20 protein-coding genes are annotated in these 22,672 nt (G+C 67.0%); 11 read left to right on the top strand and 9 right to left on the bottom strand.

Annotated elements, in window-relative coordinates; genetic code table 11:
• Positions 1-12: 12 nt before the first annotated feature.
• The 3 genes from B2Y21_RS10065 (at position 13) to B2Y21_RS10055 (ending at position 2,971) form a co-directional block, all read left to right on the top strand.
• On the top strand, positions 13-1,353 hold the full coding sequence (locus B2Y21_RS10065; protein ID WP_292059430.1) for a hypothetical protein: 1,341 nt from the start codon (positions 13-15) through the stop codon (positions 1,351-1,353).
• A gap of 96 nt (positions 1,354-1,449) precedes the next feature.
• Positions 1,450-2,358: a HEPN domain-containing protein gene (locus B2Y21_RS10060; RefSeq protein ID WP_292059429.1), complete on the top strand. Its 909-nt coding sequence runs from the start codon at positions 1,450-1,452 to the stop codon at positions 2,356-2,358.
• Between the two features lie 16 nt (positions 2,359-2,374).
• Positions 2,375-2,971 carry a hypothetical protein gene (locus B2Y21_RS10055; RefSeq protein ID WP_292059427.1) on the top strand — a complete coding sequence of 199 codons (597 nt, stop codon included), beginning with the start codon at positions 2,375-2,377 and terminating at the stop codon, positions 2,969-2,971.
• A gap of 36 nt (positions 2,972-3,007) precedes the next feature.
• Here the strand turns inward: B2Y21_RS10055 and B2Y21_RS10050 are convergent, their stop codons facing one another.
• The 3 genes from B2Y21_RS10050 to B2Y21_RS10040 all read right to left on the bottom strand — a co-directional run bounded on the left by B2Y21_RS10050 (position 3,008) and on the right by B2Y21_RS10040 (position 5,763).
• On the bottom strand, positions 3,008-4,090 hold the full coding sequence (locus B2Y21_RS10050; RefSeq protein ID WP_292059425.1) for a restriction endonuclease: 1,083 nt from the start codon (positions 4,088-4,090) through the stop codon (positions 3,008-3,010).
• A gap of 125 nt (positions 4,091-4,215) precedes the next feature.
• Complete coding sequence (locus tag B2Y21_RS10045; protein WP_292059423.1) at positions 4,216-5,193, bottom strand: DUF2971 domain-containing protein; 978 nt, start codon at positions 5,191-5,193, stop codon at positions 4,216-4,218.
• Between the two features lie 75 nt (positions 5,194-5,268).
• Positions 5,269-5,763, bottom strand: a complete 495-nt coding sequence (locus B2Y21_RS10040; RefSeq protein ID WP_292059421.1) for a hypothetical protein — start codon at positions 5,761-5,763, stop codon at positions 5,269-5,271.
• Between the two features lie 127 nt (positions 5,764-5,890).
• Here B2Y21_RS10040 and B2Y21_RS10035 point away from each other — a divergent pair, with 127 nt between their 5' ends.
• From B2Y21_RS10035 to B2Y21_RS10010, 6 genes are all read left to right on the top strand, one after another.
• A complete protein-coding gene (locus tag B2Y21_RS10035; protein ID WP_292059419.1) occupies positions 5,891-6,739 on the top strand; it encodes a DUF4238 domain-containing protein in 849 nt (282 codons plus the stop codon).
• 87 nt (positions 6,740-6,826) lie between these two features.
• Positions 6,827-7,759, top strand: coding sequence for a hypothetical protein (locus tag B2Y21_RS10030; RefSeq protein ID WP_292059417.1), 933 nt, complete (start codon positions 6,827-6,829; stop codon positions 7,757-7,759).
• 252 nt (positions 7,760-8,011) lie between these two features.
• Positions 8,012-8,626: an RNA polymerase sigma factor gene (locus tag B2Y21_RS10025; protein ID WP_292059415.1), complete on the top strand. Its 615-nt coding sequence runs from the start codon at positions 8,012-8,014 to the stop codon at positions 8,624-8,626.
• A gap of 15 nt (positions 8,627-8,641) precedes the next feature.
• Positions 8,642-9,625 carry a FecR family protein gene (locus B2Y21_RS10020; protein ID WP_292059413.1) on the top strand — a complete coding sequence of 328 codons (984 nt, stop codon included), beginning with the start codon at positions 8,642-8,644 and terminating at the stop codon, positions 9,623-9,625.
• A gap of 82 nt (positions 9,626-9,707) precedes the next feature.
• The gene (locus tag B2Y21_RS10015; protein WP_292059411.1) at positions 9,708-12,659 is read left to right on the top strand and encodes a TonB-dependent receptor; all 2,952 of its coding nucleotides are present in this window, start codon (positions 9,708-9,710) and stop codon (positions 12,657-12,659) included.
• Positions 12,660-12,695: 36 nt separating this feature from the next.
• Positions 12,696-15,269 carry a S9 family peptidase gene (locus tag B2Y21_RS10010; RefSeq protein ID WP_292059409.1) on the top strand — a complete coding sequence of 858 codons (2,574 nt, stop codon included), beginning with the start codon at positions 12,696-12,698 and terminating at the stop codon, positions 15,267-15,269.
• Here B2Y21_RS10010 and B2Y21_RS10005 read toward each other — a convergent pair.
• The 3 genes from B2Y21_RS10005 to B2Y21_RS09995 form a co-directional block, all read right to left on the bottom strand.
• Positions 15,205-16,965, bottom strand: coding sequence for an asparagine synthase-related protein (locus B2Y21_RS10005; protein WP_292059407.1), 1,761 nt, complete (start codon positions 16,963-16,965; stop codon positions 15,205-15,207). The genes B2Y21_RS10010 and B2Y21_RS10005 overlap by 65 nt on opposite strands.
• A 1-nt stretch (position 16,966) precedes the next feature.
• Positions 16,967-17,653 (bottom strand): lasso peptide biosynthesis B2 protein, encoded by a 687-nt coding sequence (locus B2Y21_RS10000; RefSeq protein WP_292059405.1) that lies wholly within the window; start codon positions 17,651-17,653, stop codon positions 16,967-16,969.
• 614 nt (positions 17,654-18,267) lie between these two features.
• A complete protein-coding gene (locus tag B2Y21_RS09995) occupies positions 18,268-18,762 on the bottom strand; it encodes a helix-turn-helix domain-containing protein (RefSeq protein ID WP_292059403.1) in 495 nt (164 codons plus the stop codon).
• 240 nt (positions 18,763-19,002) lie between these two features.
• Between B2Y21_RS09995 and B2Y21_RS09990 the strand changes: the two genes are divergently transcribed.
• Positions 19,003-19,653, top strand: a complete 651-nt coding sequence (locus B2Y21_RS09990) for a GntR family transcriptional regulator (protein ID WP_292059402.1) — start codon at positions 19,003-19,005, stop codon at positions 19,651-19,653.
• Positions 19,654-19,658: 5 nt separating this feature from the next.
• Here B2Y21_RS09990 and B2Y21_RS09985 read toward each other — a convergent pair whose 3' ends face one another.
• Both B2Y21_RS09985 and B2Y21_RS09980 read right to left on the bottom strand, forming a co-directional pair.
• Positions 19,659-20,261 carry a GntR family transcriptional regulator gene (locus B2Y21_RS09985; RefSeq protein ID WP_292059400.1) on the bottom strand — a complete coding sequence of 201 codons (603 nt, stop codon included), beginning with the start codon at positions 20,259-20,261 and terminating at the stop codon, positions 19,659-19,661.
• A 258-nt stretch (positions 20,262-20,519) separates the two neighbouring features.
• Complete coding sequence (locus tag B2Y21_RS09980) at positions 20,520-21,032, bottom strand: peptide-methionine (S)-S-oxide reductase (RefSeq protein ID WP_292059398.1); 513 nt, start codon at positions 21,030-21,032, stop codon at positions 20,520-20,522.
• A gap of 449 nt (positions 21,033-21,481) precedes the next feature.
• Here B2Y21_RS09980 and B2Y21_RS09975 point away from each other — a divergent pair, with 449 nt between their 5' ends.
• Entirely contained in the window at positions 21,482-22,105 is a 624-nt protein-coding gene (locus tag B2Y21_RS09975; protein WP_292059396.1) for a redoxin domain-containing protein, read from the top strand.
• A 147-nt stretch (positions 22,106-22,252) separates the two neighbouring features.
• Here the strand turns inward: B2Y21_RS09975 and B2Y21_RS09970 are convergent, their stop codons facing one another.
• Positions 22,253-22,672: a hypothetical protein gene (locus B2Y21_RS09970; RefSeq protein WP_292059394.1), complete on the bottom strand. Its 420-nt coding sequence runs from the start codon at positions 22,670-22,672 to the stop codon at positions 22,253-22,255.

Here is a 22,672-nt window from a genome sequence, read left to right as displayed (position 1 = left end):
GCTAGTGCGCTCATGGCGAACGAAGACCCTCTATGGATCGCGAGACGCGACGGGCAGGATTGGCGGGACGACGACGTCCAAGCCGCCATCGACTGGCTGCGTGAACTCGCGCCCGCTGCCGACATGGCCGCGCGGATAGAGGCGCAGCGTCAAGGTCTCGACGCAGCCTTGGCCATCTGGCGTGACGGCGGACAGGCTCCGCCAACTGACGGCCAGGACCCGGCGGCCTGGTGGCTTCTGCAAGGCGCCGACTTCGCCGACGGAAGACGCCACTCGGTACCCGAGGAAGCGGCGCGGATCACGCCGCTCCTCAAGCGGGTCGGCGCCGATCTGGAGATCCTGCGCGGCATACCGGGAGCGGAGGAGAGGGCCGGGCGACTGTTGACGGAACGCCGGACGTCCATGGATGCCGGCGTCTACGAACTGCTGGTGGCGCTCGCCTGGTGCAGGGATGGATGGACGGTCGAGTTCGTCCCGGAACAGCGCGGCGGACCCGCAACCCCCGATTTCCTCGCCTCCAAGCCAAACCGTCGTTGGGCGGTCGAGTGCAAGCGGCTGGACCGGTCCACCTATGCCATCAACGAGGCGGCTCACGGCGCTCGCCTCGCGAACCCCATACACGATCTTCTTCGCGAGGCGGGGCGGCCACTTGTCGTGGAGACGGTCTACAACGTCGAGCTTCAGGACGTGCCGGATGGTTATCTGGTCGAGCACGTGCGCGAGGCTCTGGCGGCACATCGGGGCGGCTGGGTCGATGCGACAGCGATCGGACGACTTCGCCCTCCCGATGCGGCGGGACTGCTGCAGGTGATGGCGCGCGACGACGTCTACTATGGCTCCAGACGGATGATCCAGCTCACGGCGGGCGTGCTGCAGCCGGAGTGGGACTACAGCTTCTCCGGGCGTTGGACGCCTGCGGAGGGACGACCGTTCTACGCGACAGACCTGCACCACGCGAGCGTGGTCGGATGGACCTGTCGGGCTCCCCGCGCTCTCGAGATGAAGTCGGGTCACTTCCGACGGACGCTCGTGCGCGCGGAGCGCCAGTTGCCGGCCGATCGTCCCGGCGTTGTCCACATCGGGATAGAAACGACAGGTGAGGCACGGGTCGATCGCGAGCGGTATATGGCCAATCTGATCGAGACCTGGGTGTACCGACCGGCGAACCGCCGGTTCCGATGGGTCAACGTCAACTACTTCCGATCCGAGGTCTCGCTGCAGCGGGACACTAATTGGGACTTCGACGAGACCTTCGCTCCCCTGAAGATCGGGCGACATAGGACGCCGCAACCCGTCCCGCTCCAGGCCCTGGTCGCAACGGAGGGGCCGGTCGAGCCGGGCGCCTTCTTCTGAGGTCAGCCTGCCTCAGCCCATGTCGAAAGCGGTCGTGGCGGTAGAAATGCCGAAATCTGTCGATCAGGCGCACGGTTTGCGGCTAGACTCGCGTCGATGAAATCAACCCTCGATCATCTGCCGGACACTCAACAGCAGGAGCTCGCGCACGTCCGCTCGACCCTGTTGACGGAGTTCGAGGCGGCGCTCCGCAAAGGCGCGGGCGGCACCTCGGATTGGCGCAAGGGCGGCAAGGTCCTTAAGATCATCCTTTTCGGCAGCTACGCCCGCACCGACTGGGTGGACGAGCCGGACAATGGCTACCTGTCGGACTTCGATCTGCTGGTCATCGTCAGCCACCCCAAACTGACGGACATCGCGGACTACTGGTGGGAGGCCGAGAACAGGATCCTCCACGACGCGTCCGTCGGCCGCATCGTCAACATCATCGTCCACGACCTCGCCGAGGTGAACCAGGCTATTGGACGTGGCGAATACTTCTGGACCGACATCGCCCGCGACGGGGTGATGCTCTACGAGCTCCCCGGCCACCCCCTCGCCGTACCCAAGCCAATGACGCCCGGCGACGCTTTGGAGATGGCTGAGCGATACTATGCACACTGGCTGCCAAAGATCGTCGATTCTTTGGAGATTGCGGCATTCTGCGTGGAAAAAGGGAAACGGAACGACGCCGCCTACAACCTCCACCAAGCCGTGGAGCGCGCCTACATCTGCTTCCTGCTGGTGCACACCTTCTATTTCCCGCGCTCCCACAACATCAAATTCCTTCGCTCCCTCGCGGAGGATGTCGACAAGACCCTCGTGGCGGCCTGGCCGCGCGAGCAGCGGGCCGACAAGCGCCGCTTTGAGACGCTCAAGCGGGCCTATGTCGAGGCGCGCTACTCGGACCAGTACGATGTCAGCGTCGAGGATCTCGACGCCCTGTCCACCTGCGCGCGTCGCCTGCGCGACCTTGTCGTCCAGACGTGCGAGGCGCGGATCTCGGCGATGCGCGCAGGCCTCTGAGTCGGACGGCGAGACGATGACCCAACCCCGGATTAACGCCCGGCTGGAGGTCGAGCGGGTCGACCGCATCCATAATGATCTGGCGGGCGCCGCTCATCACCTGAAGACCCGGATCGACAAGGCGCTGGCGCCGGGCGGCGAGCGCGCCGGTGTCGGCCTGGACATCATGGCCGGAATCACCATGCTGGCCTTCACCTTCGAGGCCTATCTGAACTTCGTCGGCGCGATGAGGGTCGAGGACTGGAACGAGCGCGCGAGCGGCAAGGACAAACGTCAGGCCGTGTGGAAGGCGCTCGACCTCGCGTGGGACCCGGCGCAGCGTCCGGCCTCGACCCTCCTGCAGCTCATCAAGGCGCGGGACATGATGGCCCACGGCAAGCCGGTGACGGTGCGTGAGGAGTGGCTGGCCCAGGGCACGGATGGCGAGCTGCAGCTCCTGCTGCGCAACTACCAGACCGAGTTCGACCAGCTGACCACGCCAGAGTTCTTCGCCCTCGCCTACGAGGACGTCGAGGCGGTGTGGCGGATGTTCCTCGAGGCCGGGAAGATCTCGGTGATCGACACGTTCGACCGCGGGATGAGCGGGATCACCTTCCTCAGTCACGCCGACTGAAGTGCGCGCGGTCCGCCAAGGACGCGTGTCGCCAGATCAGCGCGGGATGCCGGCGATGAAGTCGTAGATCCTCTGGTCGAGGATTTCCGTCGGATCGTTCTGCAGGCGGTCGATGATCGTGCCGCCCTCCATGCGCTGGACGTCCTTGGCCTTGATCATGGCGATCAGGTCCTCGTCGGACAGGACCACGAGCAGCTTCTGGGCGTCCCGCATGGCGCCGAAGGCCGCTTCGACGGCGTGTCGGTGGGGCGCCTTGCGGGTCAGGATGAAGCAGATCGGGCGCAGGACACTGGTGCTGAGATAGCGCTCGGTCGTGAAGATCTGCATCGCCCGGATGGGGTGGGTGTAGTTCTTGCATTCGAACATCACGACGCGGGCCCGGAAGTCGCGGGTCAGGGTCGACCAGAAGGCGTTGTGCGGCGCGACCCTGTAGATCAGGTCGTAGACGTTGAGGGAATCGGATGTCCGCTTCTGGCTACGCCCGTCGAGCAGGTCGTTTCCGAATACATAGCTGAGGATGTCGCGGCAGATCTCCTCGTAGGCCTTGGCGTGGTTCTTCCCGGTCTGAGTGGCGCGGAGACGCGTGATCAGCGCCTCGCCCTCGGTCGGCGCAGGCTCAGGTTCGACGGGCTCAGGCGGATCGACGATGTAGCCGAGCGCCCTCAGCTGCTGTTCGATCTCCGCCGGCGCGATCCCTAACAGCGTCGCCCTTTGCGGTTGGTTGTCCAGCAGCGTCTCGAGCTCCGGTCGCTGCGCTCCGGCCCGCTCGAGCAGGGCGAGGCCGTCCCAGATCTCGATGTCGTACTCCTTCTCCGCCCAAGCCCGGTGCTCGGGGTGGACCGAAGCTCCGATGGCAAGCACCGGCCTGGCTCGCTTCGCGAACTTTCCGAGGAAGGCGACGGCAGGGCCCCAGTCGCGCAGCGAGCGCAGGCCGATGGGGCGTCGGCCCGACCCCAGTTTGACCTCTACCGGCAATGTGATCTGGTCTCTCACGGCGAGGAGATCGATATCGTGAGGCGTCCCGCTCATGCGGACGTTCTCGGTGACGCGATACCCCTCATCGCGCAGGATCTGGCCGACGATCTGCTCGAACCGGGCGGCGTCGGACTGACGCGTCATAGTGTGATCCTTTCAACGGAGAACGAGCGGACCGCCAAGGCGCCGGCGGCCGCAGCCTAGCCTCACGCCGCCCGCCGCGTCGCCCCCTCGTTCAGGAGCAGTAGGCGCGGTTCGGGATGGCGGCCTCAAGGCAATCTCTGGAGGCGGGAGTCGTAGTACCGGCGCTCATAGACGATGCGATCGTTCCGCAGCTTCTGCTCGACCTGGACGAGGAGCGCCGGTCGGGTGACTGACACCATGCAATCGGCCACGGCGTCGACATTGGGCTGGCCCGCGATCCGCCGGAGCTCCTCGACCAACTGTTCGACAGGGACCGTCAGGAAGGCTTCGAATTCATCGCGAGACCACAGGAGGGCGTCGAGGTCGAGCGTGCCCGAACCCACCCTTGTGTATCGCGTCGCCGCCGTGGGCGGTTGAACGAGCTCGAACCCGAGGGAGAAGCCGTTGACACGGCCCTGGACGACCTCGGTGGGTCTCCCGTCGAACAGGGCGCGAATTTGCCGGGCGTGATCTTTGTCGATCCGCGGTCCCAAATGGACCCGCACGAGGGCCTCATCGATGTAGTGGCGCGGCCCTTCCGCGCCGGTGAGGACACGCCACTCCTTCTCGTGCGCCCATTCGATCCGCTTGCGGCTGAGCCGACCCGTCACCGCCTCCATGGAGGTCAGCTCCCACAGTTGCAGAGGCGGCAGCGCCGTCTCCGCATAGGTGACTGGAACCAGGGACTCTCCCTGCAGATCGCCCACGAACAGTCTGTCCGTGTCGAACTCCAGGCACACGCCCGCGAAATTACCCCCGTAGTAGGCCCACAGCGGCAGATCAACGGGCGTCGAGGAGAAGGACACCAGGCACAGCCGGTCGATCACCGTCTTCGCCATCTCATACATGTCGGCGGTGGACTTGCCGGCCGTCTGCAACAGGCGATCGACGGCCTGATCGCCGGCGCCCCCCAGCTCGTAGAACGCCTCCATCGGGTCATTCATCTGGCTGAAGCGGGGAGACCAGAGATAGGCGTTCCGCATCGCCTCGGCCTCGCGCGCCCACCCGGCGCCGGCGAGCGAGCGATAGCGGAACAGCCGGGACGGGGGCGACGCGGCGGTCACGGCGACCAGGCCCGACGCGCGCGGGCGCCCGTTTGGCGCAGCCGGAGAGCTCCAGTCATTTTGGAACGCCGCACGTCAGGCGGCGTCTTCGGCGAGCTGGGCCGCGATCATCTCCAGATCGTCGAGGGTTTCCTCGACGGCGAGCACGGCGCGCAGCTTGGCGTCGGCCAGGCTGTTGCGCCAGTGCGGGATCTCCGGCGAATAACCGTCCGGCCGCTCCGCGATGTGCCGGGCATGGATGCTCCAGCGGCCGCGCGTCTGCGGCGCCAGAGTGACGCGGACCCCCTGGATGACCGCTGTCAGGCGACCGTCCTGCTCGATCCAGTCGGCGGCCTCCGCGACACGGCGCGCCCGGGACTGTTCCCGTTTCAGGAGAGTGAGGATGACCTGCATCTCGCCGGACAGTTTCGCTTCCCGTCCGGCCATCCGCTGAATGCTGCGCAGGATTGTCTTCATCTCGCGCGCGTCACCGAGCTCGGTCATCAGCTGGGCGAGGTTGGTCTGGTTTAGGCTCAGGGCGTCGAGACTGTCGCGAAGCTGAGCGGCGTCCTCGGGTTCAACGGCGGGCAAGGCGTTCCTCCGACTTTTTGTCGTCACCAGTATACGACAAAATGTCGTAATATGCAATTCCGTCGCCGCCCTCCTATCTGAGAGAACGCCGCCGTTCGACATCGGGAGCACGCCGAGGTCTCGCCCCATGAAGCACCACTACGTTCCGAAGTTCCTGCTCGGTCAGTGGACGGACGAAACCGGCCGGCTCTATCGCTACAGCCGCCGCGCGGACGGGAAGCTGGCTGTCCGCCAGATGTATCCGAAGGGGTCAGGGTACGGGATCGACCTCTACGCCCTGGCGGGCGCGCCGAGCGAGGCGGATCGCCAGGCGCTGGAGACCGGGTTCATGCAGAAGATCGACGACCGGGGCGCTCTGGCGCTCCAGGCGTTGCTCGCCACCAGCCATCGGCCCGAGGATGACCGCCTTGCCCTGGACTGGATGCGCTTCGTCAGCTCCATGATCAGCCGCAGTCCCGACGCGATCAACACGATCGCCGGCTATGCGCCCGTGGCCCAGGCGGCCGATCTGGACGCCCTGGAGCCTGAGTATCAGCGCATGCGGGAGGCCGATTGGGCTCCGACGCTGGCGGAGCATGTCGCCGCCGGTGAGACGGGCATGGACCGCGAGCACGCCAAGATCCTCCTCCCACGTTTGATCACAGCGACGACCGTCCTCGGCGCCATGGACCGTATGCATTGGGGTGTCGTCCACGCTGAGGACGCCGACTGGGCGTGCCTGCTGACCGACGCCCCCGTGCGGTTCGGTCAGCTGCGGACGCAGGACGGGTTCATCCTCATGCCGATCGGTCCGAACGCCGCCTTCCTCGCGGCACGCAATCCGGTCCTGCTGCGGACCCTCGCCGGACGCATACGATCCCGGGACTTCGTGCGCAAACTCAACGGAGACATCGTATCAGCAGCCCGCGAAGTGGTCTTCGCCCGCGACCGCCGTCAGGACCGCTTCATCGACAACCGCTTTCTCAGCGGGGCCTGAGAGCGCGCTCTCCCATAAGGCGGCCCGACCACGATCACGCCACACCGTGCTAAGGCCGCGCGACAACCACCCCGTACGAGCGCCGCTGTGACACCGCCCGAGGACTGCGACATCGCCGACCAGACCGATCTTGCGGCGTACCGCGCGCTGCGGGAGCGGGCGCACGGCCTGCTGCGTCGCGACGAAGAACACTCCATCTTCGCGCAGATCATCGACTTCAACTGGTGGGATGCGACCTACCGGGTGATCAACGAGGCGCGCCGAACGGTCGACGCGGACCGCAAGAACGCCGCCGTCGCGCCGGTGCTCGGCGAGTTCATCGACCAGTCCTATGTGATGGGCGTGGTGGCGGCCGTTGGGCGGCTCACTGACCCGGCCTCGGAGGACGAGGGCCGCGGCGTCGTGTCCCTGCCTACCGTCCTGCGTCTGCTGCGGGACAATCACAGCCTCGTCCGGCGGGAGATGTTCGTCTGTTTCGACGGCGCGCCCTACGACCCGACCGCGCCCGAGGAGCCTTGGGAGCCGGGCGTCCGCTGGGCGGCCAGAGGACCGCATGACATCTCGCGGGACCGGCATGAGCTGTTCGACCGGCTTAGCCGCAAGTCGCTGCACCGCCGGGAGCGTACTGACGTGGTGCACCGCAAGGTCCTCGCCGCCTTGGAGGACCGGCTCTCCCACACGGCGATCACCGGAATCCGTCGGCATCGAAACAAGGTCGTCTCCCACGCGGCGGATGCGACATCGCGGGGCGGGATCGAACGGTTCGGCCTGAAGCTGGAAACCGTCGATCAGGCCAGTCGGGCGCTGATCGAAGTCACGGAAACCCTGGCGACCATCCTGACCGGCGAGATACTGGTCGGCATGCCGGTGCCGGTGGCGACCTTCGACGTCCTCGAGCATTTCGCCGAACCTTTCGCCTTTGACAGTGATCTGGCGGCTCTACAGGCTCTCTGGGACGAGACGACGCGCACTCGGGAGGGATGGAGCGAGGCGGCGGTGGCTGCAGTCGTGGGCCGATGATGCCATCGGCTTGTCTCGTCGATGCGGCGGCGGAGACGCGCAAGGCCGCAACGCTTTGAAAGTGTCGACGACCGTTCGTCCGACCGCTTGTGGCTCCCGAACTGTGACGTCGTTGTGAGGCGCGCAATGCACCACCGCTTGCAAACGCGCCGACCTTGATTCAAGCTTTGAGTGCGTCGCCTCCGGGCGGCGCCGAGGCGTGAGAACCTCGCTTGAGACGATCATTCTACATCTTCGCTCCGCGGCAGCGGTGTGGCTGGCGCGTATGTCCAAGCCTTCAGGCTAAAGGCGTCGGCGCATGCCTCAAGCATGGTCTCAACACCCGGTGCTTCGGCCGGGCTCGCCTCATCATCTGGAGGCGAGCCCGTGTCGGATCGAACTGGAGGTGTGGGGGACAAGGAGGCCGATCACGGCCTTCACGATCTCTATCGCACCTATTCCGGTTGGCTGACGGCGCGGCTGAGGCGGCGCTTCGGCGACGAAACCGAGGACCTCGTCCAGGAGGCCTGGATTCGGGCCGCGCCATACAGTCGCAAGGGTCTGATCGAACACCCCAAGGCGCTTCTTCTGAAGATCGTCGACAACCTGGTCATCGACAGGGCCAGGCGGCGAGGGCCGGTCCCTCTGGCCACCAGCGATCGGCTTGATCCGGATCCACTCGTGGATCCCGCGTCGCAGATCGACATGGTCCTTCTCAAGCAGATCGTCATGACAATGCCGCCCCGTCTCAGGGACGTGTTCGTCTTGAGCCGTTTCGCGCATCTGGAGTATCAAGAGATAGGCGAGCGGCTGAACATCCCCGTGACGACCGTCCAATGGCGGATGATCAAGGCGCTCGAGTACTGCGCAGCCCAGTTGCGGCTGTAGCCGATGGGGAACGCCATGAGCGACCCGCAGAGCGCGACAGGCGTTGCGGACCGTGAAGCGGCCGAGTGGCATGTCCGACTCGGGGAACGCCCCGTGTCCGCCGACACGCTCCATGCGTTCAAGACCTGGCGCGAGACCGCTGGCAACGCGGAGGCCTATCACAAGGTCGAGCGTCTTTGGCGGAGCACGGGATCCCTCTCATCGGATGGCGACATCCAGAATCTGACCCAGGCGACGTTGCGGACCTCGAGGCCAGGGACGAAGCGCGTTTGGTCAAGGCGGCTCTTCCCCGTCGCGGTCGCGCTCGTCCCTGTCGTGGCCGTGGCGATGGCGCTGCTCTTCTGGCTGCCCACGCGAGGTCTCTACGAAACGGAGATCGGCGGCCAACGGGTCGTCGCGCTCGACGACGGGACCCAAGTCAGGCTGGATACGGACACGCGGATCAGGGTGCGGTTCGCCTCGGGCGAACGGCGGATCGTGCTCGAACAGGGCCAGGCGCTGTTCACCGTCGCCCACGACGCGACCCGTCCGTTCAAAGTCGAGGCCGGGGGCACGGAGGTCACGGCCTTGGGCACCGTCTTCGACGTGCGACGCGAATCCACCGGGGCGCGCGTGACCCTCGTCGAGGGATCGGTCGCGGTCACCGATGTCCAGGCCGAGACCCGCAACTGGCGTCTGACCCCGGGGCAGCAAGTCCAGACGTCGCGTCGCGACCCAGCGCCGGTCGCTGTCGATGCGACCGTCGAGACGAGTTGGTCTCAGGGTCACCTCGTCTTCCGGGGCACGCCGCTTCGCGACGCCGTCGCCGAGGTCAATCGCTACCTTCCGGACAAGATCGTCCTGGCGGCCGGGCCTGCATCGGAGGTCGCGGTCAACGGCTCCTTCGCCACGGGCGACCGGGACGCCTTCGTCGCGGCCGTCTCGGATCTCTTCGGTCTGAGCGCCCAGCCGCAGGCCGACGGCGGCGTGCGCCTCACCGCGCGATCCGTCGGCGGATAAAAATTTCGGGTCCCAACTCAGATGAGGTGACGCCCCTGCGTCTCCTGTTCGACGCGCCCTTGCGTCGGAGGGGACCTCGCTCATGACCATTTGCACCCGAAGCCTGCTTGCCGGCGTCGCACTCGTGCCCATCGCCGCCGTGGCCTTCGCCACCGATGCCCAGGCGCAAACGGCCCGTGAGTTCAACATTTCCGGCGGCTCGCTGGACGCGGCGCTGATCGCCTACGCCCGGCAGGCCAATGTGCAGATGCTCTATACCGCCGACCTCGTGGCGGGCCTCCGGACTCCGGGACTGAGCGGAAGACATGAGCCGGACACGGCGCTGGATCGCCTGCTCGCCGGAAGCGGCGTCGTCTGGTCTCGCAGTCGGCCGGGCGTGATCGTCCTGCGCCGCGCCTCGAACCCACAGACGGCCCTGGAGGACGCCACAGTCATCGACGAGGTGATCGTCACGGGCTCGCTGCTGCGGGGTCCGGGGGAATCGCCGTCGCCCGTGACCGTGATCTCGCGCGCGGACCTCGACCGGCGCGGCGACGCCACGGTCGCCGACGCCCTCGTCCGGCTTCCTCAGTCCTATTCGGGGAACGCGACGCCCAACAGCCTGCTGCTGGGTGCGGACTCGCTAGGAAGCAACACGTCGACGGCCACGGGCGTGAACCTGCGAGGCCTCGGGGCGGACGCGACCCTCGTTCTGGTCAACGGGCGACGCCTCGCGGGGACCGGGATGAAGGGGGAGTTCGCCGATGTCTCGGCGATCCCGGGCGGAGCGGTCGAGCGCGTGGACGTGCTCCTCGACGGCGCCTCCGCCCTTTATGGATCGGATGCGGTGGCCGGCGTGGTCAACGTCATCCTGCGGCGGAGCTATGAGGGCCAGGAAACCCGGCTGCGCGCCTCCGCCGCGCAAGGCGGGGGCGAAGACCTGCTGGCGTCCCATCTCTTCGGGACGCGATGGGAGACCGGCTCGGCGCTCCTGTCCTACGAGTATCAGCATCAGTCGGCGCTGAACTCGGCGGACCGCGACTACACCGCCACTGGCGATCTGACCCCCTGGGGCGGCACGGATCGCCGCAGCTTCTACGGGCCGCCCGGCAGCATCGTCGTGTTCGACGCGTCTCGCGGCGCCTATCGCAGCACCTATGCGATCCGACCCGGTCCCGACGGCACGGCGCGCACGCCGTCGGATTTCGAGGCGGGCGGCGCCAACCTCGGCAACCGCCGGGCCGACGTCGACATCCTCCCGCTCCAGGAGCGCCACAGCGCCTATGCGAGCGTCCGCCAGGACCTCGGTTCGCACATCGAAGTGTCCGCCGACGCCCGCTTCAGCCGGCGGACATTCGAATACGCCAACCTCGCACCCGTGAGCATTCTCACGGTCGGACGCAGCAACCCCTTCTTCGTCTCCCCGACCGGTTCAGCCTCCCACCTGATCGCCTACAACTTCATCGGCGATCTCGGCCCGACCGAGAGCTACGGCATGTCGCGCAGCCTCGGCGGGACCGCCGGAATCGAGATCGCGCTGCCGAGAGACTGGACGCTGGAAGCCTACGGCGCCTTCGCCGAGGAGCTCAGCGAAGGCGGGACGAACAATCAGCTCAACAGCACCTTCCTCGCCGAAGCGCTGGGAAACGCCGTCGACAATCCGGCGACCTCCTACAGCGCGGCCCGGGACGGATACTTCAATCCCTTCGGGTCGGGCGGGGCCAACGGCGACGCGGTTCTGGATTTCATCTCGCAGGGCTACACCTGGTCCCGCTACCGCAGCCGTATCAGCTCCGCCAATCTGATGCTGGACGGCTCGCCCCTGAGCCTGCCGGGCGGCGACCTGCGGATTGCGGTCGGCGCTTCGTTCCGGCGCGAGGAGTTCAATCGTCGCAGCCAGAATTTCGCTTCGGGCTTGGCTCCGGTGATCACCATCGGCGACCCCCAGGTCCGCGACATCGGCGCCGTCTTCATGGAGATGCGGGCGCCGCTGGTGGGCGAAGCCAATGCGAGGCCCGGGATCAAGCGCCTGGAGCTCACCCTGGCCGGGCGTGCTGAGGACTATGACGACGTCGGCACGACCTCCAATCCCAAGATCGGCCTGATCTGGCAGCCCTCGGACCCATTCACGGTCCGAGCCAGCTGGGGTACGTCCTTTCGCGCCCCCGCCCTCACCGAAGTGTTCGATCGGGTCCAGCTCGGTCCCCTGACCGTGTCCGACTCCGGGGTCAGCCGCGTGGCGATCCTGCAGTCCGGCGGCAACACCGACCTCGAACCTGAAACCGCCGAAAGCCTCACCTTCGGGGTCGAATGGGCGCCCCGGCCCGGCATGCGCTTCAGCGCGGGCTATTTCGACATCCGCTTCGAGAACAAGATCGGTCGACCGGCGCTGGAGAACATCACCAGCATCCTCGTCGATCCGAGCCTGTCGCCCTTCGTCACGCGTCTCACGCCGGGGAATGCGGCCGATCTGGCCCGCGTCCAGGCCTTCCTCGCCGACCCGCGTTTCGTCTCGCCGACCCTCTATCCGGCCTCGTCCTACTCGGTGATCCTCGACGGGCGGTGGGCCAACACCGGCGAGTTGAATGTCGAAGGGATCGATCTGGCGGGCAGCTACGATTTCGGCGTCGGCGACAACAGCTTCGGCCTCTCCTTGTCGGCCTCCTACCTCCTGGACTACAGCCGTCGGGTGACCCCGGTGGCCGTTCGCGAGGATGTGCTCGGGCTGGTCGGCTTCCCGGTCGATCTCCGCGCCCAGGCCGCCGCGACCTGGACGCGTGGGGACTGGTCGACGCGGATCGGCGTCAATCACGCCTCCGACTACCGCGACGCCGCGGGGCGGACCATCGACGCCTTCACGACCGCCGATCTTCAGCTGCGCTGGGCCGGGGTCGGAACCGGATTGGGCGAGGGCGTCGAGATGGCCCTGACGATCCAGAACATCTTCGACGCGGATCCGCCCTTCTATGACTCTCCGCAGGGCTTCGGGTTCGATCCGGGGCAGGCGGGGCCGCTCGGCCGGGTTGCGGCGTTCCAGCTCATCAAGCGCTGGTAGGACGTCATGCCCCCAGTTGCTTCGAGCGGACGCCCGATGGCGTCCGCAAGACGCCGTGCGCGCTCGCGCGCCCTCGTCGCCGCCTCGGCCTTCATCCTGATGTGGGGTGCGGGTTGGGGCGCTGCCGCGCAGATCCCGCAGAACGCTCCGGCGGGAGTTCAGGCCGCCACCGGGTCCCGCTCGCTCGTGACACACGGTCGTCCGTACCGAACGGACGATATGCTCGCGGCGGAGTCCTTCGGCAACGCCACCATCGATCCGACGGGGCGGTGGGCGGTGTTCGAACAACGGGCGCCTTACGACCAGGCGACGTCGTTCGAGTTCGGTCTCCGCAATCCGTGGACGGTGAGCCGCCTGAAAGTGGTGGATCTCGCCTCGGACCGGCCTGCCGAGAACCTGCTGCGGCCCGAGGAGAGGGAGGGCCACGTGCTTGGGCCCTGGTCGCCGTCCGGGCGCAGACTCCTGATCTTCCGCCTCAGAGATCACCGATGGCAGGCCGGGGTTATCGAGATGGCGGATCGCGCGGTCCGTTGGTTTCCCCTGTCGCCCGAGCTCTCTGTCTTCGGGGAGGCGGCGCAGTGGCGTTCCGACGATGAGCTCGTGCTGCTGGTGAGACCCGACGGATCGTTGCCGCAATGGCTGGCCAGCGGCGGGCGAGGCCGACGAGCGCTCGAGGCGCGCTGGCGTGCCACGGACGCCGGCGGACCGGCGCAACGAACCACCCTCGGCAGCGGCGCCTTCGCTGACGAGATGCCCCGGCCTCCACAGAACCAGGCGGTCAGACTCGATGTTCGTTCCGGCATCGCCACCCCGCTCGCCGCGGGCTGGTTCTACGATCTTGAGCTCTCCCCGGACGGAGATCGCCTGGCGTTGGTCGAGACCGCCGGACCGGCGACATTCGATCCGACAACAGCGTTCGAGCCGCAGGCCATCGATCGGGAGCGGAGGCTACGCATTGCCGACCTGCGGATGGGCGCCGTGACCTCGCCTCTGGGCGAGGCCGATGTCGCACCGAGCCTGCTGGCCTGGTCGCCGGGCTCGGATCGTCTGCTGGTGTGGGCGCGCGGCGCCGAAGGTTGGGAGGCCGGTGATCTCATCGGCGTCGATCCGGACGACGGATCCGTGCAGCGCTACGATCTCGGCGGGCTCAGGCCCTTCACGGGCGGCGGGGTCGCCGCATTCAACAGCGTCTATGCGGACTGGCTGGGAGATAGGCCTGTCCTGTTCGCTCACGGCCCAGCGGGCGAGCGGAACGACTGGCACCGGCTCGGACGGGATGGAGCCGTCAACCTGACGGCGGCGCTCGGTCCGCCGTCCGTCGATATCGGGGCCATCGATGGGGAGCGGCTGTTGCTGGTCGCGGGAGGCCGCCCCTGGGCTGTGACCGTCTCCGGCGAAGCCGCGCCGATGGTCGCTCCGCCCGGCGTCGTCACCGGCTTCGACGGCGCGGGCTATCTGGAGTCGCAGCGACGCCAGCGGAACTCTCCACCCCGGCGGGGCTGGATGGCGGTACGCCTGTCCAGTGGGGCGATCGTCCGCCCGGACCTCGATCCTGACGTGACAGCGACCGGCGACGCCTTCGTCTCCGGCGTCTACGCCGGCGCCGACGGCGTCATCGTCCGCACCGTGGACAACGGGGTCCAGACCTTGCGCCTTCAGCAGCCGGGTCGGCCCGACCGGACGTTGTCGACGATCAACGACTGGATGGGCGAGATCGACTTCCCGGAGCCCGAACGCGTCCGCCACCGGGGGGCGGACGGCGTGGAACGGATCAGTTGGCTCTACCGCCCCCGGCAGTGGCGGGGGGAGAAGACGCCTCTGGTCGTTCTCTCCTATCCAGGCGGCCCTGCGGCCGCGCCGTCTGAACCCGCCGCGCTCAACGCCTGGGCCAATCCCCAGCTTGTCGTCTCCGGTGGATATGCGGTGCTGATCCCGATCGTGCCCCTCGACCGGGAGAAGGAACCCGCGGAGGACTACGCCAAGGATGTCCTGGGGGTGGTCGACGCCGCCCTCGCCCAGTATCCGGAGCTCGATCCGCACCGCGTCGCGCACTGGGGACACAGTTTCGGCGGCTATGTCGGGTTGGTCGCCGCCACGCAGACGGACCGGTTCAAGTCCATCATTTCCGTCGCGGGTCTGTCTGATCTGGCGACCGCCTGGGGCGAATTCTCTCCCGCCAATCGCGACAATCCGGAATTCGGTCTCTCCTTGCGCCAGCGCATCGGTTGGGCCGAGGAAAGTCAGGGGCGAATGCGCGCGGCACCTTGGACCGCGCCTGACCGCTATGTCAGGAACAGCCCCCTCTTCGCCGCGGACCGGATTTCGGCGCCGGTGCTTCTCGTTCACGGTGACCGCGATCTTCTGCCGAGCACTCAGTCCGAGATCATGTTCTCGGCGCTGTGGCGGCAGAACAAGGATGCGCGGCTTCTCACCTACTGGGGCGAAGGCCATCATCTCTGGAGCCCGGACAATATCCGGGATCTCTACGCGGAAATCCTGGTCTTCCTCGACCGCACCCTCGGCTCGGGCGAGGCCCCGCCGGTGTTCAGACCCCAGCCCCGATCGCCTCCCAGCGCCGGACCCAGCTCTCCGTCACTGCCGCCATCGTGAAGTCCGGTACGCTGCCTTTCCAGAGGAGACGGTCCGGGTCGAGGAGGGCTTCCGTGCGACCGCGGTCGATTAGTCCGCGCGCGGCGAGGCGACCCTCGAGCAGGTGGTCTCGCAGGAAAGGGATGCTCGCCGCCGCCTGACGGCCGAAGTAGGCGGTCATCTCACCCTTGGACCGCCTGTGCAGGATTTCGGGCGGCAGTCTGTCGGCGAAGGCGGCGCGGGCCAGCCTGCGGTCGGCCCGGCCGTCGTCGGTGAGAAGAGGGACGGACAATCCGAGCGCCAGTTCGACGACGGGCTGGGCGAGAAGCGGATGGATCAGGTCGGCAGCCTCCGTCCGGCGGCACTGGCCTTGATAGGCCAGGCCCGCCGCCACGGACTCGATCTGCAGACGTTTGGCCGGCGGGATCGTCTCCAGCCCGCGCAGCCACGGATGCAGAGCCGTTTCTGCATCGTGCGCAACGCCTTCCGGATTGAAGATCGACAGCACCCGCGCCGACCGGTCGAGCGGAGAGCTTCTCGGTGTGCTCAGGGCAGTGCGCAGGAGGGACCAGGTCGATCGGCGTGTCCAGCGCGCCAGTTGTGGCAATGCGGGGCTGAAGACGGCGCCGAGGCCCCGCTCGCGGAGGACGTCGGTGAAGATGTCTGGAACCCCCATTTGAAAGAACACGCCGTCGCCGCCCTTTCCGGTCAGGAGGGCGTCGACGCCGGCTTCCCGGCAGGCTTCCGCGACGGCCGTGTCGAATGAATAGTCCCTGCCGTTTACTCCGGGTCTGGGACCTCGGGCGGTGACGTCGAAGCCTTCCGTCGTCATCGGCTTGATCGCGCGTTGAACGCAGTGCGGTTCGAAGCCGAGACGATCCCCGAGGGTTCGAACGAACCGGCGCTCGTCGCCTTCCGCAAACGGACCGAACATGTTGAACCAGAGGTGCGGGGTCGCCCCACCGGCCTGAAAGGCGCCGGCGACGATCGCGGAATCAAGCCCGCCGGACACTTCGACCCCCGGCCGCGCGATGACGTCGGCGAAGCCGGCCAGGCAGCCGTCGATCCGCTCCCGCAGTCGCGCTGCGGCCTCGCGGGGATCGGAGGTGATCGAGTTGCTGAAGTCGGCTGGGCGCCAGAGCGGGGTGCTTCGTCGAGCGTTGAGGTCGGTCAGGTCGCCCGCCGCGGCGACCCGGATTCCGATCAGCGGGCTGGCCGCGGTCGCATTGATGGGGTCGCGGAGAATACCGCCCACGACGTCCCAATCGACCTGAACGGGCGGCGCGGCCAATTTCATCAGCCAGTCGGAAAGTTCTGACGTGACGACCTGGATCCCATCGCGTCGCCACGCCGCACACTCGTGGGCGCCGGACGGATCGCGAAGGACCTGACGGACCTGGCCTCGCGGCGTCCGGAACATCGCGATGTACCGTCCCCAATATCGCCGGATCAGGGCGCGGGCGCGGTCGGCGTCTTCGCCGTGTGTCGGGATACGGGTTCGGTCGCCGTCGAGGGCATCGAACAGGTCGCCTAGCACGAGCAGATGCTCACCAGCGGGATTGTGGACTGCCGGGGGCCTCGGTCCCCTCGTGCCGAGCCAGGCCTGCTCCATCGCCTGAACCGGGACGAACCCCCGCGCCTGGGCCTCAAACACGAGACTTTCTGCGAGATCGAGATTGCTGACGTCGGACCAGGCGAGATGCAGAAAATGCCCCACCTCAGACCACCATGATCGGGGTGTAGACGGCGACCCGATCCGGCTCGTCATCCAGCACAGCGTCGCCGACCTGCAGCCAGCAGTGTGCGGAGAATGGCCAGGTGCGAACCCCGAACACCCATCGCACGTCTCCGCCCGCGTCACGGATCAAGGTTCGCAGGAGATGCGCCCTGTAGAGGCAGGCGCCCTGTCCCGGCGCCCACGGCAAAAGGCGGACGAAGGCCGCCGTCAGACGGCCGATTTCCTCTTCGGAGAGGCTCGACGAGGGAGAGGGTCGGCGGTGCGTGGCGAGCAGGCTCGCGAGGGATCGGGATTCGAATTTCCGTCCCTCGCGCCACCAGGACCACCAGAACCTCGTGGTCGCGACCACATCCATCGCGGTCGACAGCGGCAAGGGCAGGGCTCGGGTCGGCGCCGGCGGCGCGACGGCCCGGCTCTCGCCCGCAGGGCCGAGGAAGCCGCCATCCCGAAGTTGCTCCAGCACGGGCTCGGGGGCGACGATGCGGTCGCCCCGGACCTGTATCACCGCACCGGCGCCGGGCAGGCAGCTGTAGGCATCCGTACGCTCATCGAGCACGATGACGTCCTCATCGACGACCGCGAAATGCAGATGCGCCGAAAGGTGGGCGACAGCGCCATCCGAGGTGGAGGCGAAGGGCGTAGCGGGAGCGAAGGCCTGGTTCTCCATGGGGCACGCGCGCGGCGGCTGGGGACGAGCGCCTCAAAAGGCGTTCGTCCCCGACGCCGTCAGGCCCCGCCGTCGTAGGGCATTTCCTCGTGTTCGAGGGGCGGGCCGATCACCGCGCCCCTCGTCAAAACAGTGACGGGACCGAGGTCGATCAGTCGGATCTGGGCGATGCCAGTCATGAGAGCCTCCAGGTTGTGAGGCCGCAGGATTGCGGCGGTCCATGGAGCCGCTTCGAAACCGGCGGTCGCAATCTATATCTGTCGTGTATTTGAGCCTTTTCGATCGGACAGCAGCGAACGCACAAAAGTCGCCACGACGGCTGTCGGGCGACCGGTCATCTTCGATGTGAACGCCACGACGAGCGCCGCGAACGACGCTCGTCCCGGGCGATCAGGCCACGCCGTCGAACGGCGTCTCTTCGATCTCCAGCGGCGGCCCGACGATGGCGCCCCGGGTGAGGGCGGTGACGGGTCCGAAGCCGATCAGTCGGATCTGAACGGTGCTGGTCATGGTAGCCTCCATTCGCAAGTCGCCGCGGATTGCGGCAGGTCATGAAGCGCCCGCTGTGACCCCAGCGGCAATCTATATCTGTCGTGTATTTCCAGCGGCCGGGGCTACGCGTCGTCTTCCGGCGGCTTGCCCGCCAGACGGTCGCGGCCGGCATCGAGCCAGGATGCGGTCTCCTCGCTCTTCTGGCGGTCCTCCGCTTCCAGTTTCCGGAACGTCTCGGTGAAGGCCTCGATCAGGGCGCGTGGGTCCATGGCGATGAGGCGGTCGCCCATCATGCTCTCGAACTCGCTGAGGGCAATCATGAACACGAGCATCAGCTTTGAATCGGCGGTGCGACGGGCGAAATCGGTCGAGCCCAGCCCCGGGCCCAGAAGCAGAGACCAGGGGTCGCAGTTGGTCGCGACCGCGAACCGGTGGACGTAGTCGAGGTTGAGCCGCCCCTTGCCGGCCTCGAAATACTCGTAGGTCCGAAGCGGCAGATTCATCGCCGTCGCCACCTGCTGCGCCGTCATGTTCCGCGCGCGCCGGACCCGCCGCGCCGCCAGACCGATCTGCCGCGCATAACTCAACTTTTCCGGTGGATCGGGAGGCATCGGCAAATCGACCTTTCACCACCCGACGCGCTGTGTTCGGTGCGTCGGACGAACGCGGGCGTGTGCGCCTTCTCTGGGTCGGCTCGAAGCGCGCGGACCATCCCGCAAGAAGCCGGCGGGCGTTTCGGACTCCCGTTGCGGTCTGCCCGATAAAGATTTTCGCAGACGAATGCGCCGGTCTGGGAAACGATGGGTGAGCGGACGATCGGGCGCCGGCGGGGTCTCCGAAAAGACCGGAATCTGGACATGGCGCGTAACCGCGACCCGTTCACCCAGGCGTTGGCGTCGTTGCGTGAGCGTATACATTCGGGAAGCCTGGCCGGCGGCTCGCCGGTCATCGTCCAGGACGAGGCCCAGAGATTGCGTCTGTCGACGACGCCGATCCGCGAGGCCCTGGCGCGACTGAGCGGCGAAGGCTTGGTGGAGCGCGCTTCGTCCGGCGGCTATGTCACTCTGCGGCTGGACGCCACCGCAGCCCGCGACCGTTGGGCGATGCATGGTCACTACGTCCGCATCGCCTTCGAGGTGAACCTCCGCGCCCTCGGAGCCCTGCGTCCGCCGGCTCCCCCTTACGAACCCGGCTGTCCCGGATCGGCCGTGAACCGACTGTTCGCGACCATCGTCTGCAGCGCCGGCAATCAGGTCCTGTGGGACGGCTTCCAGAAGGTGAGCGGCCAGCTCGATCTGGTGCGCCGCCACGAGGCGACCCTGTTCGACGATCTTCGTGACGAGGCGATGGGCCTCTACGCCGCCTATACCGAGGAGGTCGCGCCCGGCTTCGTTGCGAGCGTGGGGCGTTACCATGATCGGCGCATCGGCGCGGCCGGTGCGCTGGCCGCCCTGGTCTTCGGCGGCGTCGCGACGCCCGAACAGGCGGCGCGGGATGGAGGGGCGTGAGGAAATCAGGCAGCCTCGCTCACCAGGGTCCTTGCGCGTGAGCAGCGACGCTCGTGATAGGTTTCCAGCAGGCCCAGAAGCTCCGGGATCCGCCCGTCGACGATCACCTCCATCATGGTCCTTACGGTCGCACCGTCTGGGTCTTCGTGGCCGCGCTCGACCTCGAGGACCGTCTTGAGCCGGTCGACCACACGTCGATGGGCCAGGACGAGCTCGGCGTTGGACGACTGCCTGATGATCGCGTCGAACAGGGCCTGAACGCCGTCGAGCGGATCGACGGCGACGGCCGCCTTGCGCAAGGGGGCGAGCCCACGGGGGTAGAGGGTCAGGGCGGCATGAAGATAGGCGAGCTGAAGCTCGAACAGGTCGATGATCTCGGCGGCGCCCAGCGACGGATAGAAATAGCCGCGTCCGCGTCTGCGTTCGATGAGCCCCTGTCCCGCGAGACAGGCGAGAGCTTCACGGACGGGGGTGGCGCTCAATCCCACCTCCGCCGCCAGCTCCGTCACCACGATGGGCTCGCCGGGAACAAACCGGCCCGCCTCGGCGAACCGTTTTACAGCACCCAGAGCCGCCCCATAGGGATCTCGTGGTTCGGAAGCCTGCATGACGCCCTCGACTGAACAATGGGCGGACCGGGAAGCGGGGGTGGCCGATCCGATTACACAAATTAGTGCAGATATATTTGATACAATGCAAGGTTATATTTATGCCGCCATAAAGTTGCGCGCTTACCGCAACTTTCTTGCGGGCGATCATCTGATTTCTTGCATACCGCTTACTTTGAATCGCTTTGCTCTATTGGATTTGTGTACACTTCCTCCTGCTGGCGATGTCGGCCGTCAGCGACGGATTTCGGCTCACGATCACGAGGCCGGTGGCAGACTGATTTCGGCGAAGTTTCGCCGGATGAAATCCAGCTTCGGGTCGATGTACCGCCGGCAGAACGGTCGGTTCGGGTCGGTGCGGTAGTAGTTCTGGAACCGGGCGTCCGATGGGCGGAACCCGCTAAAGGGCAAGACCTGGGTCTGCACCGGCTTCCCGATCTCGTCGGCGAAGGCTGAGATGACGGGATCCACTTCCTGCCGCTGAGGGTCGCCGAAGACGTAGATCGCCGTGCGGTATTTGCTGCGGGGCGATCGCGCGCGAGCCGACGAATGGGTTCTGAGATGCACCTCCGAAAGGGTGGCCAGGCTGATGACGCCCGGATCGAACGTCACGATCACCCCCTCCGCCCAGGTGTCGGCGGGAGGCTCGGACCTGATGAACCCCTGATCCACGCGCGAGACCCCTTTAAGCGCCTGGAAGACGCCCTCGGTGCACCAGTGGCATCCCCCTCCGAAGCCGGCTCTTTCCAACACCCTGTCTTCTGTCAGCACGTTTCGGTCCTCTGTCAGACGCCTGCGCGTCGATGCCGGTGGGTTTCGTATCGGCCGGCGCGATCCGTCGACGCCGGCGGTCGTCACGGACCTCTCGAGAAGGCTCCGTCTCGTCCGGCGCCGGCAGACCTCGGCTACCTTCTAGCTGACCCCGCAGCGCCCCCGGTGTCCATCGGGCGCTGCGCATGGTTTCGATAGCTCCCGAGATCGGAAGGCGCCTTTCGGGGAGACGTGCCGACGTCGAGATGGGCCGACGTCGGGACGGAGATAGGGGCGTGAAAGCGCTCTAACCCAAGCGATCGCGTCCGTCTCCGATCCAACAATATTGCAACGCTGATCTTCAGCCTTCGACGGAGAGTAGGCGGCAACGCCGGGATGGACGCGTCAGCTATCGAACCCATGTTCTGCGGGCGCTTCCGGACCGCGGCGCGGTGGCCGATGTTGGGCGCATGTTCGATATCCGCCCTGGTCAAACCCCCGCTGACGCAGACGACTGCACAGCGCTCTACGACAGTCTGGTCGAACGTCTCGTGCGGCTTCGCGTGGGTCGCAACGCGCCCAAGGTCGGGACGGCCTTCCCGGCCTTCACGCTTCCGGAGGCGTCCGGCGTCCCGCGCTCGCTGCGGGATCTGCTCGATCGACCTCTGGTCGTCAGTTTCGTCGGCGGGGGCGGCTGCCCCTTTTGCCTGGAGATGCTCGCCGCCTGGAAGGAAACCCTGCCGGACCTGATCGCCGCGGGCGGGCGGCTGTTGATTCTGACCGGTGACAGCGGGCTGGCCGTGAGGGGCGAACACGCCGTCAGCGGGCTGGTGGATGTGCTCATCGACACCAATCATGGGCTCGCCCTGGCCAGCGGCGTCGTCTTCCATGTCGGGCCGGAACTGACCCGCCGGCACCGTGACGCGGGTCTCGACCTCAGGCACATCTACGGCTCCGAAGCGGGCCTGCTCCCCATCTCCGCGATCTTCGTGCTGGATCCGGACGGGGTGATCCGACACGCCCATGTCGATCCCGATTTTCGCCGACGCCCCGACCTGGCTGCCGTGATCTCGACGGTCAGGGCGCTGGCCTGAGAGCGACACCGTCACCGGCCGTTCCGCCGGAGACGTTGCCTATGCCCCCGGAGACGTCCAGAGCGCCCCTGATCGTCCGAGGCTCGCACAGCAGCTGACGAGCGGTCCCCGCGTCGGTGTTCGATCAGACGCGAGGGCTTTCGCGTGTCAGAGCGTTCGTTCGACGATCGGGTCGTGAACGCCCGCCAGCCAGCCGACGATCACCGACAGGTCGCCGGCGACGGTCATTTCGCCGGACGCCAGAAGGCGCGCCCGCTCCGAGGCGTAGACGGGGTCGTCGCTTTTCAGGCTGTTGAGCGTTCGAGCCGCCGCCTTCGTCAGTTCGATCACGATGTCGGCGGTTTCATCGACACCCACGCCGACCCGGAAGATGGGCCAGCCGTTTGCGAGCTCGAAGCGAATGCCCTGAACCTGACCGTCGCCGATCGAGTCCCCGTCCGTATAGCGCTCCAGGATGGAGAGCGTCGTGTCGGGCGCCAGATCGGCGGCCAGCGCCGCTTCGCTCATGAGCGCCCCGACCATGGCGAACCAGTCCGGTTCGCCATGCTTCAGTTTTTGCACAGTCAC

Origin of the sequence: Brevundimonas sp. UBA5936 (genome assembly GCA_002430835.1) — a bacterium.
Taxonomy (GTDB): Bacteria; Pseudomonadota; Alphaproteobacteria; order Caulobacterales; family Caulobacteraceae; genus Brevundimonas.
This window is presented reverse-complemented; position numbering and strand designations above follow the sequence as displayed.